General features: G+C 66.4%; 13 protein-coding genes. 10 read left to right on the top strand and 3 right to left on the bottom strand.

What is annotated here, in order from left to right; all coding sequences use genetic code 11:
- The first annotated feature begins 44 nt into the window (after nt 1-44).
- Entirely contained in the window at nt 45-782 is a 738-nt protein-coding gene (gene zipA, locus ACZK13_RS13590) for a cell division protein ZipA (protein ID WP_006376490.1), read from the top strand.
- Nucleotides 783-916: 134 nt separating this feature from the next.
- Here zipA and ACZK13_RS13585 read toward each other — a convergent pair whose 3' ends face one another.
- The gene (locus ACZK13_RS13585) at nt 917-1,363 is read right to left on the bottom strand and encodes an REP-associated tyrosine transposase (RefSeq protein WP_080103081.1); all 447 of its coding nucleotides are present in this window, start codon (nt 1,361-1,363) and stop codon (nt 917-919) included.
- A gap of 175 nt (nt 1,364-1,538) precedes the next feature.
- The gene (locus ACZK13_RS13580) at nt 1,539-2,663 is read right to left on the bottom strand and encodes a pyridoxal phosphate-dependent aminotransferase (protein ID WP_478481811.1); all 1,125 of its coding nucleotides are present in this window, start codon (nt 2,661-2,663) and stop codon (nt 1,539-1,541) included.
- Between the two features lie 337 nt (nt 2,664-3,000).
- On the opposite strand from ACZK13_RS13580, the gene ligA reads away from it, so the two are divergent.
- The 7 genes from ligA to ACZK13_RS13545 all read left to right on the top strand — a co-directional run bounded on the left by ligA (nt 3,001) and on the right by ACZK13_RS13545 (nt 14,536).
- Nucleotides 3,001-5,472: an NAD-dependent DNA ligase LigA gene (ligA, locus tag ACZK13_RS13575; RefSeq protein WP_478482524.1), complete on the top strand. Its 2,472-nt coding sequence runs from the start codon at nt 3,001-3,003 to the stop codon at nt 5,470-5,472.
- Nucleotides 5,473-5,521: 49 nt separating this feature from the next.
- Complete coding sequence (locus ACZK13_RS13570) at nt 5,522-6,007, top strand: GNAT family N-acetyltransferase (RefSeq protein ID WP_032127684.1); 486 nt, start codon at nt 5,522-5,524, stop codon at nt 6,005-6,007.
- Nucleotides 6,004-6,960 (top strand): EF-P lysine aminoacylase EpmA, encoded by a 957-nt coding sequence (epmA, locus tag ACZK13_RS13565; RefSeq protein WP_329893689.1) that lies wholly within the window; start codon nt 6,004-6,006, stop codon nt 6,958-6,960. The genes ACZK13_RS13570 and epmA overlap by 4 nt, the downstream gene beginning before the upstream one ends.
- A gap of 142 nt (nt 6,961-7,102) precedes the next feature.
- Nucleotides 7,103-7,831: a DUF3011 domain-containing protein gene (locus ACZK13_RS13560; protein ID WP_346484854.1), complete on the top strand. Its 729-nt coding sequence runs from the start codon at nt 7,103-7,105 to the stop codon at nt 7,829-7,831.
- Nucleotides 7,832-7,878: 47 nt separating this feature from the next.
- Nucleotides 7,879-8,943, top strand: coding sequence for an S-methyl-5-thioribose-1-phosphate isomerase (mtnA, locus tag ACZK13_RS13555; RefSeq protein WP_478481809.1), 1,065 nt, complete (start codon nt 7,879-7,881; stop codon nt 8,941-8,943).
- Nucleotides 8,944-9,161: 218 nt separating this feature from the next.
- Nucleotides 9,162-11,876: a DNA gyrase subunit A gene (gene gyrA, locus ACZK13_RS13550; RefSeq protein ID WP_049400193.1), complete on the top strand. Its 2,715-nt coding sequence runs from the start codon at nt 9,162-9,164 to the stop codon at nt 11,874-11,876.
- 131 nt (nt 11,877-12,007) lie between these two features.
- A complete protein-coding gene (locus ACZK13_RS13545) occupies nt 12,008-14,536 on the top strand; it encodes a membrane-bound PQQ-dependent dehydrogenase, glucose/quinate/shikimate family (RefSeq protein WP_478481807.1) in 2,529 nt (842 codons plus the stop codon).
- Between the two features lie 43 nt (nt 14,537-14,579).
- Here the strand turns inward: ACZK13_RS13545 and ACZK13_RS13540 are convergent, their stop codons facing one another.
- A complete protein-coding gene (locus ACZK13_RS13540; RefSeq protein WP_012511544.1) occupies nt 14,580-15,569 on the bottom strand; it encodes a zinc-dependent alcohol dehydrogenase family protein in 990 nt (329 codons plus the stop codon).
- Nucleotides 15,570-15,688: 119 nt separating this feature from the next.
- Here ACZK13_RS13540 and ACZK13_RS13535 point away from each other — a divergent pair, with 119 nt between their 5' ends.
- Both ACZK13_RS13535 and ACZK13_RS13530 read left to right on the top strand, forming a co-directional pair.
- Nucleotides 15,689-16,594: a LysR family transcriptional regulator gene (locus tag ACZK13_RS13535; protein ID WP_478481805.1), complete on the top strand. Its 906-nt coding sequence runs from the start codon at nt 15,689-15,691 to the stop codon at nt 16,592-16,594.
- A gap of 219 nt (nt 16,595-16,813) precedes the next feature.
- Nucleotides 16,814-18,244 (top strand): serine hydrolase domain-containing protein, encoded by a 1,431-nt coding sequence (locus ACZK13_RS13530; protein ID WP_478481804.1) that lies wholly within the window; start codon nt 16,814-16,816, stop codon nt 18,242-18,244.
- The last annotated feature ends 10 nt before the right edge of the window (nt 18,245-18,254 follow it).

The following is an 18,254-nucleotide window of genomic DNA, read 5'->3' as shown; positions in this document are numbered from 1 at the left end:
TGCCATCCTAGTTACCTGAATGAACCAGCCGGAGAACCTATCGAATGTCCGACACGGCACTGTTGCGCATCGGCATCCTGGCCGCCGGCCTGCTGTTGATCGCCGCGATCTTCCTGTTTGGCCGTCCGAAAAAGAAGCCCCAGGGGCGCCGCGTGGAAGGCGCGGAACCGACCAGCGGCGAGCGCCGCGAACCGGTACTGGGCGAAGACGGCGTCGCCGTGGCCGATGGCCGCGTCGAACCGGGCATGGGCACGGAAGGCGAGCAGGCCGAACTTGGTCTGGGCGAAACCGACCCGGGCGCCAGTGATCTCGGCAAGCGCGCCACCCAGGATTTCGACAAGATCGTCTCCTTGTTCGTGGCTGCCCGGGCCGGCGAGCAGCTTCGTGGTGAGGACATCGTGGTGGCGGCTGAGAAGACCGGCCTGGTGTTCGGCCACATGAACGTGTTCCACCGTCTGGTGGAAGGCCACCCCGAGCGCGGCCCGATCTTCTCGATGGCCAGCATCATGAAGCCGGGCAGCTTCGACATGGCCAACATCCGTGCCATGGAAACCCCGGCCATCGCCTTCTTCCTGACCCTGCCGGCGCCGCTGACCGCGCTGGACGCCTGGGAGAAGATGCTGCCGACGGTGCAGCGCATGGCTGAACTGCTGGATGGCGTGGTGCTCGATGACAGCCGCAATGCCCTGGGCCGCCAGCGCATCGCACACATCCGTGACGAGCTGCGCGCCTACGATCGCCAGCACCAGGCCCCGCCGCTGACCAAGACCCCGCGCTGGTAAGCCCCCAACTGTGGAGTCGAGCCATGCTCGACTGCCTTTCTGTAGAGTCGAGCCATGCTCGACTTGCGGATCCCAGGGTAAGCCCCAGTCGAGCATCGCTCGACTCTACAGGGTCGGCCATCCCTGACTCGCCTCTAGGGCGATCGATCGAACCACCGGCACCAGGCAAACGGATGATCGCCGAGCTGTGCCGCCAGCCCGGCGCGCACAGGATTCGCTGCGATGTACAGAGCTTGGTTTCTCAGGGACTCATCACATCGCACAGCGTGATCATGGTAACCACGCTGCCAGAGCGGCCCGTCGATGCCTATGAGTCGGCTGCAGCGGGATTTCATCATCTGGACCGACGCGGCAAGGGTTCCTGAGCGCAGTTGCATCAACCAATGCACATGATCTGGCATGACCGCCCATGCGAGGTTAAGGCATCGACCCTCCTGCTGAATCCACTGCAGGCCCGCTACAACGACGGCGGCCTGGTGTGGATCATCAAAGTGCCGATGGCGCTGGTGAGTGACAGTGGTGATCGCGTAGACGTTCCGCAGTTGCGACCAACGGCCTCTCAGGAGACGTGGACTGGGCATGCCTCAGCATTGGCTGGCCGAGGCAGCTTGGATATCGCTTGAGTGCGGTAAGGCTTGTAGGGAAAGCCCCAGTCGAGCATGGCTCGACTCTACAGGGGCCCAGGTCGGCACCCACAACAGTAGATCCACGCCATGCGTGGATGGGGCGAACCAAGGTTCGCCCCCACCAACAGGATCAGGCCGGCACGCCGGCCACCTTCGCGAACGCATGGCGGAACGCGGCCATTTCCTCTTCGGTGCCGACGGTCACGCGCACGCGCTGTGGCCAGATCGGCCAGCTGCGTCCGATCACCACGCCGTTGTCCGCCATCGCCTTGGCGAACGCGCTGCCATCGCGTTGCACGTCGACCACGAAGCAGTTCGCTTCCGACGGCAGGCAGCTGAAACCACGCTTGCCCAGCCACGCGATGGTGGCCTGCCGCACCTTGGCATTCTGCAGGCGGCGCTGTGGAATCAACTGCGGATCGCGCAGGCTGGACAGTGCCGCCGCCAGCGCCGGAACCGGCAGCGGGTTGTCGCCCAGGCTGGCCAGTTCGCGCAGGCGGTCGGGATGTGCGGTCGCCACGCCCAGGCGCAGGCCGGCCATGCCATATAGCTTGGAGAACGTGCGCAACACGATCAGGTCATCGCGCTGCGCCACCCGCGCGATCAGGCTCGGCTGTTCGCTGTACTGCAGATACGCCTCGTCCAACAGCACGCGGGTGGAAGCGGGCTTGTGGGCCAGCAGCCAGGCGAGCTCATCCGGTGGGCTGATCGAGCCGGTCGGGTTGTTCGGGTTGCACACATACAGCAGCCCGGTCGGGCGTGCGTGTGCGGCGGCGGCCATCGCACGCAGATCGTGTGCACCGTCCTCGCGCAGCGGCACTTTCTGCACGTGTGCACCGTGTGCGGCGGCGACCTCGCCGAGCGTCTCGAAGGTCGGGTCGGCCACCACCAGCCCCGCCTGCGGGCCGGTCCACAGCGTGGCAGCGCGGTTCAGCGGTTCGCTGGAGCCCGGATAGAGGCGCATATGGTCGGCTGGAATGCCGGCCTGCTCGATGAAGGCATCGCGCACCTGGCCCGCCAGTTCGAAGCGGTAGCGGCCGCAGCTGGCGATGCTGTCGCGCGCCGCCTGCTGGGCGGCGGGCGAGGGGCCGTACGGGCATTCGTTGAAGTTCAGTAGTACGGCGCCTTCGGCAGGGGCTGGGGCGGCGGCTGTCGCGGGTTGGGCATGGCCGAGCTGCGGCAGGCCGGTGCCGGCGACGGCGAGGCCAGCACCGGCCAGTTGCAGGAAGCGTCGACGGGAGGCAGGCAGGGTCACGGGCGGGATTCCGAAGGGAAGACCGTCGCACGCTAGCGCCGGTGGGGATGGGCGGCAAGCTGCTTTTTGTGGAGTCGAACCATGCTTGACTGCAGATGTGCCAACCAAGGTTGGCACCTACCAGAGCGGGAGGGTGGTTGGCACCTACCAGAGCGGGAGGGTGGTTGGCACGTACCAGAGCTGGGGAGTGGTTGGCACGTACCAGGATGGGGGAGTGGTTGGCACCTGCCAGAGCGAGGGAGCACCAGTCGAGCAAGCTCGACGCTACAAAGGCGGGAGCGTTACAGGGCCTGACGGTCGGGCGCGGTAGAATCCCCGGCCATCCCAGAACCACCGGATCCCGATGAGCCCCAGCCCCGCCGAACGCGCCGAAGACCTTCGCCGGCAGATCGCCCAGGCCAACCGCGCCTACCATGAGCTGGACGCGCCGGAGATCCCCGACGTCGACTACGACCGGATGGTGCGCGAGCTGGAAGCGCTGGAGCGCGAGCATCCGGAGCTGGCCCGTGCCGACAGCCCGACCCAGCAGGTCGGTGCGCGCCCCTCCGGCCGCTTCCCGGAAGTGCGCCACGCGGTGCCGATGCTGTCGCTGTCCAATGCCTTCAGCGACGAGGAAGTGGCAGATTTCGTGCGCCGCATCGACGAGCGCCTGGGCCGACGCAGCCTGCGGTTCTCGGCCGAGCCGAAGATGGACGGCCTGGCGATCAGCCTGCGCTACGAGGACGGTCATTTCGTACTCGGCGCGACCCGCGGCGATGGCAGTACCGGCGAGGACGTGACGGCCAACCTGCGCGAGATCGGTGATATTCCCAAGCGGCTGCACGGCAAGGACTGGCCGGATGTGCTGGAGGTGCGTGGTGAGGTCTACATGGCCCGCGCCGACTTCGACTCCTACAACGAGCGTGCGCGCCTGCAGGGCGGCAAGGTGCTGGCCAACCCGCGCAACGCCGCCGCCGGTTCGCTGCGCCAGCTCGACCCGAAGATCAGTGCGCAGCGCCGGCTGAGTTTCTTCGCCTACGGCACCGGCGAAGTGCAGGGCGGCGAGCTGCCGGACACCCATTCGGGCACACTGGCCCAGCTCGGTGCCTGGGGCTTCCCGGTCAGTGAGCTGTGCAAGGTCGTGGAAGGCACCGACGGCCTGCTCGGCTACTACCGCGATATCGGTGAGCGCCGCGATGGCCTGCCGTTCGATATCGATGGCGTGGTCTACAAGCTGGATGACCGCGCCGGCCAGCAGGCCATGGGCTTCGTTTCGCGTGCGCCGCGCTGGGCCATCGCGCACAAGTTCCCCGCGCAGGAACAGAGCACTACGGTAGAGGCGATCGAGATCCAGATCGGCCGCACCGGTGCTGCCACACCGGTCGCGCGGCTGGCACCGGTGGCGGTGGCCGGCGTGATCGTGTCCAACGCCACGTTGCACAACGCCGACCAGATCGCACGCCTGGATGTGCGCGTGGGTGACAGCGTGATCGTGCGCCGCGCCGGTGATGTGATTCCGGAAGTGGTCAGCGTCATCCTTGATCGCCGCCCGCCGGGCACCACGCCGTGGCAGATGCCGACGCGCTGCCCGGTGTGCGGCTCGGAAATCGTGCGCGAGGAAGGTGCTGCCGCATGGCGCTGCTCGGGCGAACTGTCCTGCCCGGCGCAGCGCAAGGAAGCCATCGCCCATTTCGCCTCGCGTCGCGCGATGGATATCGATGGCCTGGGTGACAAGTACATCGAAACCCTGGTCGACGCCGGCATCGTCAGAAGCGTGGCCGATCTGTACCGGCTCAACCGTGACCAGCTGCTGCATCTGAAGCTGGTGCTGGATGCCGAGGACCCTTCCGCACTGGCGGCTGCGCTGAAGCTGCACCTGCCCGCCGAAGGCAGTGGTGCGGTGCTCAATGCGGTGCTCAAGCTGGATGGCAACGATCCGGGCTGGCGAGCACAGGCGCTGGCACAGCCGGCCAGCTTCGAATGGAACACGAAGAAGATCGCCACCAAGTGGGCCGACAACCTGATCGCGGCGATCGACGCCAGCCGTGCGGCCACGCTGGAGCGCCTGCTGTTCGCGCTTGGCATCGAGCACGTGGGTGAGAGCACGGCCAAGGCGCTGGCGCAGTGGTTCGGTGACCTGGAGCTTATCCGCCACCTGCCGTGGCCGCTGTTCAAGCGTGTGCCGGACATCGGCGGCGAAGTGGCGCGTTCGCTGGGTCATTTCTTCGAGCAGCAGGGCAACCAGCAGGCCATCGATGACCTGCTGCAGGTCGGTCAGGTGCGCATCAGCGATGTGCATGCGCCCAGTGCCAAGCTGCGCGAAGGGCTGGATCTGGCGCAGCTGCTGGTCGAATCGGAGATCCCTGGCATCACCCGCCTGCGCGCCGAAAAACTGGTCGCTGCGCTTTCCGGCGCGCAAGCAGTGCTCGACGCCGAGCATGGCCAGTTCGTCAACGCCGGCCTGCCCGATGACACTGCACGCGGCCTGGCTGCGTGGCTCGATGCCGATGGCCATGGCGCGATGTTGCTGGCGGCCGAGAAGGCGATGCAGCAGATCCTGGCCAAGGCGCCGGCGCTGGCCGAGATCGTGGCCGGCCCGCTGGATGGGCAGACCGTGGTGCTGACCGGCACCCTGGCCCAGCTCACCCGCGATGCCGCCAAGGAACGCCTGGAAGCGCTGGGTGCCAAGGTCTCCGGCAGCGTGTCGAAGAAGACCAGCTTCGTGGTGGCCGGTACCGAGGCCGGCTCCAAGCTGGACAAGGCGCAGTCGCTGGGCGTGCCGGTATGGGACGAAGACCGCCTGCTGGCCTACCTCGCCGAACACGAATGATGACCCCGCCGGGTGCCTGGCGCCCGGCATGAAACACAAAGGAACACCGATGCAGACCGCTCCGCTGGATTTCCGCCTGGCCACCCGTGCCGACGAAGAACTGTTGATCGCGTTGATGCGCGAGTTCTATGCCGAAGACAAGATCGACTTCGACGACGCGCGCGTGCGTCGCGGCGTGGACGCGCTGCTGGCCGATCCGCGCAATGGCGAGGTGCTGCTGTGGCTGGACGAGGCCGCCGAGGTGGTGGGCTACGCAGTGATCGCGATGGGTTTCAGCCTGGAGCAGGGCGGCCACTTCATGCTGCTGGACGAGCTGTACCTGAGCCACCGCGCGCGCGGCCGCGGCCGCGGCAAGCAGGCGCTGGCCATCTGCGAACAGCGCGCTCGCGGGCGTGGCGTCAGCCGCCTGCGGCTGGAAGTGAACCACCACAACGAACTGGCCCGGCGCCTGTACCTGGCCAGTGGCTACATCGATGACACCCGCGATCTGCTGACCCTGCCGCTGGATCATCCGCGCCCGGAGGGCATCCTGTGAGCGAGGCCCTGCTGCGCGCGCTGCAGCAGCGTGCCGCGCTCAACGCGCTGGTGCGCCGCTTCTTCGCCGATCGCGATGTGCTGGAGGTGGAGACGCCGATCCTGTCGGTGGCCGGCAACACCGAGCCGAACATCGACAGCTTCCATACCGATTTCACCGGCCATGTCGATGCCGGTGGCCGCCGCCGCTGGCTGCGCACCTCGCCGGAGTATCCGCTCAAGCGCCTGCTGGCGGCGGGCGTGGGTGACTGTTACGAACTGGGCCGGGTGTTCCGCAACGGCGAGGCGGGCGGCCGACACAATCCGGAATTCACCATGCTGGAGTGGTACCGGGTCGGTTGGGACCACCATCGCCTGGTGCAGGAAACCGCCGAGCTGGTCGGCCAGGCGCTGGCCCTGGTCGGGCGCAGTGCGACGCTGCGTGTGCTCAGTTACCGCGAGCTGTTCCAGCAGTACGTGGGTGTGGATCCGTTCGATGCCGACGAGGCCGCGCTGCGTGCCGCGCTGGGCGAGGTACATATCGACCCGGTCGGGCTGACCCGCGATGACTGGCTGGATCTGCTGATGACCCATCATATCCAGCCGCATTTCGATGACGCGGTGATGACCGTGGTCCACGATTGGCCTGCCAGCCAGGCCGCACTGGCGCGCATTCGAGCCGGCACGCCGCCGCTGGCCGAGCGTTTCGAGCTTTATCTGGGGGCCGTGGAACTTGCCAACGGCTATCACGAACTGAACGACGCGCAAGAACAGCGTGCGCGATTCCAGCGTGACCTGCAGCGCCGCCATGAGCGGGGCCAGGTGCAACCGTCCGTGGATGAGGCGCTGCTGTCGGCGTTGCCATCGATGCCTGCCTGCGCTGGCGTGGCGGTGGGTGTCGATCGGTTGTTGATGGCGATGAGCCGCACGCCGCGTATCGCCGATGTGCTGGCCTACGACTTCGCCCACGCGTGAGCGCGGTGCGCACGTTCCTGAACATCGAAGACTGAACGGAATTCCGCGTTTCCGCGCTTGCTTCGGTAAGCAGGATGATGCTCTTATCACGGCAGATGCCGGACACTGGCACGCAGTTCATCCATTCCTGCTGGGGAAGGCTTTGGTCAAGTGGTTTGCGGTTGTCGCTGCACCGGTGTACTCCATCGCGCTCTGGGGTGCCTGGCTGCCGTCATCGGCGTCGGCCCAGCAGGCGGGCTATGACGGCGAAGTGGTGACCTGCGAATCGCGCGACATGGGCTGGGTGCATTGCGATATCGACGTCAGCAATGGCATCGACCTTGTGCGCCAGTTGTCCAGCAACAGTTGCATCCGTGGCAGCGAGTGGGGCACCGACCGCAGTGGCGTGTGGGTCACCCTTGGCTGCCGCGCAGAGTTCCGTGCGCGTCGTGCGGAAGGTGCAGCGCCTGCGGCAACGGAAGGCAAGCGCCTGGTCCGCCGTGTGGTGCGCTGCGAATCCAATGGCCGCCCGCAGAGTTGCCCGGTGCGCCTGGACGGGGCGCCGGTGCGCCTGCTGCGCCAGCTGTCGGTGCTGCCGTGCCGCGAAGGGCAGGGCTGGGGCTACAAGCGCAATGAAGTCTGGACCAGCCGTGGTTGCCAGGGCGATTTCGAAGTGGCTGACGAGGACGGCCGTTTTGTCGACGTGCCACGCCGCCTGACCTGCGAGTCGAAGTCGAAGAAGCGCCGCTTCTGTGGGGCGAGCATTTCGGTCGGCGCGATCGTTACCGAGCAGTTGTCCAGCACCCCGTGCGAGGAAGGCAACACCTGGGGCTGGAACCGCAACGGGATCTGGGTGGACGGCGGCTGCCGCGCCGAATTCTCGGTGAATTGAGCCCGGGCAGGCTCCAACCACGCGGGGCGTGGCCCTACAATGGGCCCATGAACACTGTCTCCGACATCGACTACGCCCGTTATGACCACATCCGCCCGATCCTCTGGACCGGCGATGCCCTGCAACTGCTGGACCAGCGCAAGCTGCCGTTCGTGGTCGAGCACGTGGTCTGCCATGACAGTGACGAAGTTGCCAGCGCCATCCACGCGCTGACCGTGCGTGGCGCGCCCGCGATCGGCATTGCCGCAGCGTGGGGTGTGGTGCTGGCGGCGCGGGACGTGCAGGCCGCTGATGGCGCGCATGCGCTTCAGCAGTTGGAGACGGCGCTGCAGCGCCTGAACGCATCGCGCCCGACCGCCGTCAATCTGGCTTGGGCGCTGGCGCGCATGCGTCGCTGCCTGAACGTCGCCGGCGCCGACTGGAAGGCCCTGCTGGAAGCCGAAGCGCAGGCCATTGCCGAGGAGGACCTGGCCGCCAACCGCCACATGGGCGCGCTGGGCGCGGGCCTGATCGAGGCCGGCAGCGGCGTGCTGACCCACTGCAACACCGGCTCGCTGGCCACCGCCGGCTTCGGCACGGCACTGGGCGTGATCCGTGCCGGCATGGCCCAGCACCGCATCGCCCGCGTGTTCGCCGGCGAGACCCGTCCGTGGCTGCAGGGCGCACGCCTGACCGTGTGGGAACTGCAGCAGGATGGCATCGACGCCACCCTGATCGCCGATTCGGCAGCCTCGCACCTGATGAAGACCGGTGCCGTGCAGTGGGTGATCGTTGGTGCAGACCGCATCTGCGCCAACGGCGATACCGCCAACAAGATCGGCACCTATCAGCTGGCCATCGCCGCTCGCCACCACGGGGTCAAGTTCATGGTGGTGGCGCCGTCCTCGACCGTGGACATGGAGACCGTGGATGGCAGCCAGATCGAGATCGAGCAGCGCGACCCGGGCGAGCTGTACGGCGTGGGCGGTACCCGCACCGTGGCCGAAGGCATCGCCGCCTGGAACCCGGTGTTCGACGTCACCCCGGGTGAACTGATCGATGCCATCGTGACCGAGCGCGGGGTGATCCTGAACCCGACCATCGAGAACATGCGCGCCGCCTTCGGCGGGTGAGGCACAGGGGAGGGGGCAGCGTGACCTCCGCCCCCGGTAGTGCCGGCCGCTGGCCGGTACCCCCCTAAGTTCCTGATTTGTGCCGGTAAAATCCCCGTAAATGGAGGCAGGGAGCGGCCTGTTGTGGTAGTATCCACAGGTTGAATCGAGGTTCCGGCACGACCCCCTCCCGCAGAGGGCTGCGCCGGACTGGACCGCTACCAGACAACGGAACCCGAATGGCAGAAAACGCCAAGGAAATCATCCAGGTCAACCTGGAAGACGAGATGCGCAAGAGCTACCTCGATTACGCCATGAGCGTGATCGTGGGCCGCGCGCTCCCGGATGCGCGCGATGGCCTCAAGCCGGTGCATCGCCGCGTGCTGTTCGCGATGAACGAACTCAACGCGCACAGCAACAAGCCCTACTTCAAGTCGGCGCGTATCGTCGGTGACGTCATCGGTAAGTACCACCCGCATGGCGATCAGTCGGTGTACGACACGCTGGTGCGCCTGGCACAGCCGTTCTCGCTGCGTTACATGCTGGTCGATGGCCAGGGTAACTTCGGCTCGATCGATGGCGACTCCGCCGCGGCGATGCGATACACCGAAGCGCGCATGTCGCGCCTCGCGCATGAGCTGATGGCGGACATCGACAAGGAAACCGTCGATTTCCAGCCCAACTACGACGAGAAGGAACTGGAGCCGACGGTCATGCCGACCCGGTTCCCGAACCTGCTGGTCAACGGTTCGGCCGGTATCGCGGTGGGCATGGCCACCAACATCCCGCCGCACAACCTGAGCGAATCGATCAACGCCTGCATCGCGCTGATTGATAATCCGGAAATCGATGTCGACGGCCTGATGGAGTACATCCCGGGCCCGGATTTCCCGACTGCCGGCATCATCAATGGCACTGCCGGCATCGTCGCTGGCTATCGCACCGGCCGCGGCCGTGTGCGCATCCGTGCCAAGGCCGATATCGAAGTGGCCGACAACGGCCGCGAATCGATCATCGTCACCGAAATTCCTTACCAGGTGAACAAGGCGCGTCTGATCGAGAAGATCGCCGAGCTGGTCAAGGAAAAGAAGATCGAAGGCATCAGCGAGCTGCGCGATGAGTCCGACAAGGACGGCATGCGCATCTACATCGAGATCAAGCGCGGTGAATCTGCCGAGGTTGTGCTGAACAACCTGTACCAGCAGACCCAGATGGAATCGGTGTTCGGCATCAACATGGTGGCGCTGGTCGATGGCCGCCCGCAGTTGATGAACCTCAAGCAGATGCTGGAGGCGTTCGTCCGCCACCGTCGCGAAGTGGTCACCCGTCGCACCGTGTTCGAGCTGCGCAAGGCGCGCGCCCGTGCCCACGTGCTGGAAGGCCTGACCGTTGCGCTGGCCAACATCGACGAGATGATCGAGCTGATCAAGACCTCGCCGAACCCGAATGAAGCACGCGAGCGCATGCTGGCGCGCGTGTGGGAGCCGGGCCTGGTCGGTGCGATGCTGGGTGCCGCCGGTGCCGAAGCCTCGCGCCCGGAAGACCTGCCCAAGGGCGTGGGCCTGATCGAGGGCGGCTACCAGCTGACCGAGATCCAGGCCACCCAGATCCTGGAAATGCGCCTGCACCGCCTGACCGGGCTGGAGCAGGACCGCCTGACCGACGAGTACAAGCAGCTGCTGGAAGTGATCGCCGGGCTGATCCACATCCTGGAAGATCCCGACCGCCTGCTGCAGGTGATCCGCGAGGAGCTGGTCAACGTCAAGGCCGAGTTCGGCGACGAGCGTCGTACCGAAATCCGCCACAGCGAAGAAGACCTGGACATCCTCGACCTGATCGCGCCGGAAGACGTGGTGGTCACCGTGTCGCATGCCGGTTACGTGAAGCGGCAGCCGGTGAGCGTGTACCGCGCACAGCGCCGTGGCGGCCGCGGCCGCAGTGCGGCAGCGACCAAGGAAGAGGATTTCATCGAACAGCTGTGGCTTGTCAACACGCACGATACGCTGCTGACCTTCACCAGCTCGGGCAAGGTGTTCTGGCTGCCGGTCTACCAGCTGCCCGAAGCCGGTTCCAACGCCCGCGGCCGTCCGATCATCAACTGGATCCCGCTGGAGCCGGGCGAACGCGTGCAGGCCGTGCTGCCGGTGCGCGAATACGCCGATGGCCAGTTCGTGTTCTTCGCCACGAAGAACGGTACGGTCAAGAAGACCCCGCTGGGCGAGTTCGCCTTCCGTCTGGCGCGCGGCAAGATCGCAATCAATCTGGACGAGGGCGATGCCCTGGTCGGCGTCGGCCTGACCGACGGCGAGCGCGACATCCTGCTGTTCGCCTCCAACGGCAAGACCGTGCGCTTCGGTGAAGACAAGGTCCGCTCGATGGGCCGTACCGCAACCGGCGTGCGTGGCATCAAGATGCCGGCCGGCGAGGAAGTGGTCAGCCTGATCGTGGCCGAGAGTGCCGGTGGCAGCGAGGATGAGAACGAGGACGACAACGGTGTCGAGGAAACCGCAGCCAATGGCGATGCGGTGATCGACGGCGCCGATGACGCCAGCGTGCAGTACATCCTCACCGCCACCGAGAACGGCTACGGCAAGCGCACCCCGCTGCCGGACTACCCGCGCAAGGGCCGTGGCACGCAGGGCGTGATCGGCATCCAGACCACCGAGCGCAACGGCAAGCTGGTCGCCGCAGTGCTGATGGGCTCCAGCGACGAAGTGCTGCTGATCTCCGATGGTGGCACCCTGGTGCGTACGCGTGGCTCGGAAATCAGCCGCGTTGGCCGCAACACCCAGGGCGTGACCCTGATCCGCCTGTCCAAGGACGAGAAGCTGCAGGCGGTGGAGCGCATGGATGCCTCGATCGACGAAGACGAGGACGAGGTGGCCGTCGCCGCACCGGCCGCGACCGACGGCGCACCGGCGGCTGCCAGCAGCGAGGACGCCGCGCAGGAGTGATCCTGCCGCGAGCCTGAGGTACCCGACGACGCCGGCCCTGTGCCGGCGTCGTCGTATCCGGATGCCGCACATACGCGCGCGCTTCACGCAGGCGGTGGGATAACGGCGCATGCTGCCCCCGGAGATCGACGATGTCCGCCACGCCGCAGTCCGCTCCTGCCCCTGTTCGCGCCTCCCGGCACCCCCTTGTCACCGTGCTGTCGCTGCTGCTGGTCGTGCTCGGCCTGGTCATCGGCGGGCTCGGTGCGTGGCTGCTCAGCCTTGGCGGCTCGGCGTACTACGCCATCGCCGGGCTCGGCCTGCTGGCCAGCGGCATCCTGTTGTTCGGCAACCGCCGCAGCGGTGCATTGCTGTACGCGCTGGTGTTCGTCGGCACGCTGCTGTGGACCTGGTGGGAGTCAGGCAGCGACTACTGGCGCTGGGTGCCCCGGCTGGGCCTGGTGACCGCACTCGGCATCGTGCTGGCCTTGCTGGCGCCCACCCTGCACGAGCCGGTCTCCAAACGCCTGTCGCGCAGCGCGGCGGGTGTGCTGATGCTGGTGTTCGTGGCCGCCTTCGGCCTGGCCTTTGCGCCGCATGGTGAAGTGGATGGGCATCAGCCGTTCCCGGAAGGCGCGGTCAGCGCCGGACTGGAACCTACGCGTGATACCACGGGCCTGCAGCCGGCTGACCAGCCCGCCGAGGGCGACTGGCCGGCGTGGGGCCGCAGCAACGCCGCCACCCGCTATTCGCCGCTGCAGCAGATCACCCCGGCCAATGTGGCCACGTTGCAGCCAGCCTGGCAGTTCCGTACCGGCGATATGCCCAAGAATCGCTGGGGCGCGGAAACCACGCCGCTGAAGATCGGCGATCGCCTTTACCTGTGCACCGCGCGCAACCGCCTGATCGCACTCGATGCCGCCAGCGGCAAGGAACTGTGGCGGTTCGATCCCAAAGTGAAGGACGCCTCGATTCCGTACACCGCCGCCTGCCGCGGGGTGAGCTACTACGAGCAGCCCCGCACGCCGACCATTGCCGATGCGGCATTGGCCGATGTCGCCGCTGATCTGGCGCTGCCGGAGCCGCCGCCCAGCGTCACCCGCAGTGCTGCACCGGGCAATCGCCCGGCGTGCTGGGCCCGCATCATCGAAGGCACCCTGGACGGCCGCATCATCGCGGTGGACGCAGACAGCGGCCGCCCCTGCGCCAACTTCGGCAACAACGGCCAGGTCGACATCACCCTGGGCATGGGTGAGGTGCCACCGGGTTACGTGTCGATCACCTCGCCACCGGCGATCGTGCGCGGGGTGATCGTGACCGGTCACCAGGTGCTGGACGGGCAGCGCCGCGATGCGCCGTCGGGCGTGATCCAGGCCTACGATGCCATCACCGGCAAGCTGCGCTGGGCGTGGGACATGGACCAGCCCGAGCGCAGCGGTCTGCCGCCGCGCGAGCAGACCTATACGCGCGGCACGCCCAACATGTGGACCACCGCCACCGGTGATGAGGCGCTGGGCCTGGTCTACCTGCCGCTGGGCAATTCCGCGGGTGACTACTGGAGCGGCTCACGCACGGAAAACCAGAACCGCTATGCGACGTCACTGGTGGCGATCGACGTGGCCACCGGCAAGCCGGTCTGGCATTTCCAGGCGGTGCGCAAGGATGTGTGGGACTACGACCTCGGTTCGCAGGCCAGCCTGATCGACTACCCGACGGCGGCCGGCAAAGTGCCGGCGATCCTGTTGCCGACCAAGCAGGGCGACATCTACATCCTCGACCGCCGCAACGGCCAGCTTCTGACCGCGGCCGAAGAGCGCAAGGTGCCCATCGGTGGTGTTGAGCCCGAGCAGCGCTCGCCCACGCAACTGTTCTCGCTGTACCACACGCTGCGTCGCGAGCATGAGCTGACCGAACGTGACATGTGGGGCATCACCCCGATCGACCAGCTGGTCTGCCGCATCCAGTTCCGCAAGGCCTACTACGAAGGGTTCTACACGCCGCCGAGCAGTGACCGCCATTCCATCGAGTACCCCGGCTACAACGGCGGCTCGGACTGGGGCAGCGTGTCCATCGATACGCGCCGCGGCGTGATCGTGGCCAACTACAACGACATGCCGAACTACAACCGGCTGGTGCCACGCGCGGAGGCCGACCGGCTGGGCTGGCTGCCGCGCGAAAAGATCCGGTTCGACAAGGGCGGAGCAGAAGGCGCGGGTGACCCGCAGGTGGGCACGCCCTACGCCATCCAGGTCAATGCCGGTTGGCGCCTGCCGTTCACCGGTTTGCTGTGCAAGCAGCCGCCCTATGGCGGCATCCGTGCCATCGACCTGCGCACCGGCAAACTGCTGTGGGACCGTCCATTCGGCAGTGCGCGCGGCAACGGACCCTTCGGCATCCGCTCCGGCCTGCCGATCGAGATCGGCACACCGAACAATGGCGGTTCGGTGGTGACCGCCAGCGGCCTGATCTTCATCGCCGCCGCCACCGATGACCTGCTGCGCGCCATCGACCTGAGGACCGGCAAGGAGTTGTGGCATGCCAAGCTGCCCGCGGGAGGTCAGGCCAACCCGATGGTGTACGAGCAGGGCGGGCGCCAGTACGTGGTGATCATGGCCGGCGGCCACCATTTCATGGAAACCCCGAACGGCGATTACGTGATGGCGTTTGCGTTGCCGAGGTAACCGCAAGGGGGGCGGTGGGCCGCCCCCGTTGCATGACGCTGGATCACACCGTCACTACCACCTTGCCGATCTGCTCGTTCGATTCCAGGTAACGGTGTGCGTCCTGGATCTGCGTGAACGGGAATACCTTGGCGATCTTTGGCGCCAGCGTGCCCTGGTCCAGGCCGTTGACGATGAAGGCCTTGGCACGTGCCAGCGCGGCATCGTCGGAGACGATTTCCGAGTACAGGTAACCCTTCAGCGTCAGTGACTTGCCCAGCACGTTGAACAACGGGAACGGGGTGGGTTCACTGCTCAGCGCGCCGTATTCCAGCAGGATGCCGCCACGCGCCATGGCTTCGGTCAGCGGTACGAACTGCGGACCACCGATCGGATCGAACACCACGCGGGCACCTGCGCCGCCGGTGATGCGCGCCACTTCGGCCACCAGATCCTGTTCCTGGGTGGCGATGACATGGGCGGCACCGGCGTCGAGCAGGGCCTGGCGCTTGCCCGGGCCACGGGTCACAGCGATCGGCGTGGCGCCGACTGCATTGGCGATCTGGATGGCGGCCAGGCCGACGCTGCTGCTGGCGGCGGTGATGATGACGAAATCCCCGGCGGACAAGTGCGCCTGCTCCAACAGCGCCCCCCAGGCGGTGACGTACTGCATCCACACCGCGGCGGCCGTTTCAAAGTCCAGTGCCTGCGGATGCTTGACTACCAGTCGTGCCGGCACGTTGGCCAGTTCGCCGTAGGTGCCCCAGCGCGCGATATCCAGCGGCGGCACTACGCTGACCGCATCGCCCGCAGTGAATCCGCTCACTGCACTGCCGACGGCTTCAACCACGCCGGCCGCTTCGTAGCCCAGGCGGCTGGGGAACTGCGCTTCCTGCAAGTAGGCGCCGTTACGGAACATCACCTCGGCGCGGTTCAGGCCGATCGCCTTCACCCGGATCTGGACTTCGTCAGGGGCGGGGGCGGGAACGTCGATATCGTCGATGCGCAGTACATCGGCAGTGCCATATTCGTGGATGCGGACAACCTGGCTCATGGGGGGCTCCAAGGAAGGGCCGGCGAGGGCGCCGGCGAAAGGGTGAGCGCTACTGTGCGCGTAGTCTGCATCCAGAATAAGGGGTAATCTGGCGTTTCATTGAAAAACAATTGTTTGCAATGGACCTGATCGTTCCCCTGCGGACCTTCGCCAAGGTGGCCGAGGTCGGCTCCTTCGCCGCCGCTGCCGAGGCACTGGACCTGTCGCCGCAGCTGGTCGGCAAGCACATCCAGGCGCTGGAGCAGCATCTGGGGGTGCGCCTGCTCAACCGCACCACGCGCAAGCAGAGCCTGACCGACTTCGGCCAGGCCTACCTGGCGCGGGCGCGGGTGATCCTGGAGGAAGTGGAGTGGGCCGAGCAGCTGGCCGAAGTGGCGCGCGGGCGACCGATGGGGCGCCTGCGCATCAGTGCGCCGGTCACCTTCGGCGTGCACGCGCTGGGTCCCGCGGTGGTGGCCTACTTGCAGCAGTACCCGGACGTGCAGGTCGATCTGAACCTGTCCAACAGTCTGGTGGACATCGTTGAAGACGGCTACGACCTGGTGTTCCGCACTGGCGATCTGGCCGACAGTGGGCTGGTGGCGCGGCGGTTGGGGCCGTATCCGCTGGTCCTGTGTGCCTCGCCGGACTATCTGGCTTCGCGCCCGGCCATTGCCCATCCCAATGACCTGAGCCGCCACGAGTGCCTGGGCTTCGCGCATTCGATCATCCGCACCCGCTGGAGCTTTCGCGATACCGATGGCGGCGTGCTGACCGTGCCAGTGTCCAGCCGCTTCATGGTCAACCAGGCCGAGCCGCTGCTGACCGCCGCCATCGGAGGGCTGGGGCTGATCCTGCAACCGCACGAAATGCTGGCCGGAGCATTGGCGCGTGGTGAGCTGGTGGAAGTGCTGCCGGACTACGTACCGGTGTCGACCTGGATCAACCTGGTGTATCCGCGCGATCGCCAGCTGACGCCCAAGCTGCGCAGCTTCCTGGACTTCTGCGTGGCGAGATTCAGCGAACAGACGATGGCAAGGCGATAGCGGGGCCATCGGGTAGCAGGGTTTCCATCAACTGCGAAGGATCTCGCACTCACGTTGCATCCGGGGCTGTGCGCATTCCACCACGCACGCGGAGTGGATGGCAGCGCATCGATGCATTCAGCGTCACTGTTGAGGTGTTGCAGCAGAGTCCCTGGTGTCGATGCGGCGGCCGCATCCTTGGTCTAGGATGCGTCCAGGAATCCCCGCAAAGGAACTGCCATGAGGGTTGTTGGACGCCTGTTTCTCTGCAATGCACTGGCCTGTTCGGTTCTACTGGTTACCCCGGTTTTTCCAGCAATCGGCGCTACATCTTCCGAGAGTGCACATCCACGTGCGCAGGACGCCATCGATGACTGGCTGGCGGCCTTCAACGCTGGCAGCCTCGAGCAACTGCAGGCGTTCGCCGATACCTACGCGAAGAAGGAAGGCAGCAGCCCCAAGGACTATCTCGAGTTCCGCGAGAGCACCGGCCCGCTGCGTGTGCTGGAAACACGCCAGAGCGCGCCCGGTCACGCGAAGGTGCTGGTGATGGGCCAGCTGAACGAGCGCGCGATGTGGGTGACGGCCAGCATGGACCCGGACAATCCGGCGCACCTGAAGCAGTTCCAGATCGAAGGCACTGAAACGCCGGACAAGCTCAAGCCGGAGAGGGTTGCTTTGCCTGCCCTGATGGCCGATGCCACAGCAAGGCTGGAGGCGCTGCGGGCCCAGGACGCGCTGTCGGGTGCGTTGCAGGTGGCACGGAACGGCAAGGTGCTGCTGGACTGGCGCGGTGGCGAGGCCGATCGCACCGCTGGCATTCCAGTGGGCGTGGATACGCAGTTCCGCCTTGCGTCCTCCAACAAGATGTTCACTGCCGTGGCCATCCTGCAGCGGGTGCAGGATGGCAGGCTCAGTCTCGACGACACGATCGGCAAGCACCTGCCGGACTATCCGAACAAGGCCGTCGCCAACAGCGTGACCGTGCGCGAGCTGCTGTCACACACCAGTGGCCTGGGGGATTTCTTCGGCGACGATTTCGAGCAGTATTCCGCGTCGCTGAAGACGCTGGATGACTACGTGCAGCGCTTTGCCAAGGATGCGCCGCAGTTCACGCCCGGCAGCCAGGACAGCTACTCGAACTATGGCTTCATCGTGCTTGGGCGGATCATCGAGGCCGTCTCCGGGCAGTCGTACTATGCCTATGTGGAGCAACACATCCTGCGCCCGGCCGGCATGACCGGCACCGGCTTCGAACCGGAAACAGTGACGGTGCCACAGCGTGCCGTCGCCTATACGAAGCAGGATGGGCAATGGGTCCGTGAAACGAGGTCGCTGCCCTGGCGCGGCATGTCAGCCGGTGGTGGCTACAGCACGGTGAGCGACATGGTGAAGTTCGCCGAGGCGCTGCGCAGCGGAAAGCTGGTCTCACCTGTATTGCTGCAGCAGGCCACCACGGCGCAGAACCACAAGGGCTGGTACGGGTTCGGCTTCCTGGTGCAGGGCGAGGGCAGGGAGCATCAGTACGGCCACGAAGGCGGTGCGCCCGGATCGAACAGTGCCATCGTGGTGCTACCCGCGCAGGGCTATGTGATCGTTGGGCTGGCCAATGTCGATCCGGATGCGATCGGCAATGTGGTCAACTACATCGCGCGAAGAGTGCCGCTGTAGTCCCGAGCGA

The sequence above is a fragment of the Stenotrophomonas sp. 99219_Sma genome (genome assembly GCF_056480785.1).
This window is presented reverse-complemented; position numbering and strand designations above follow the sequence as displayed.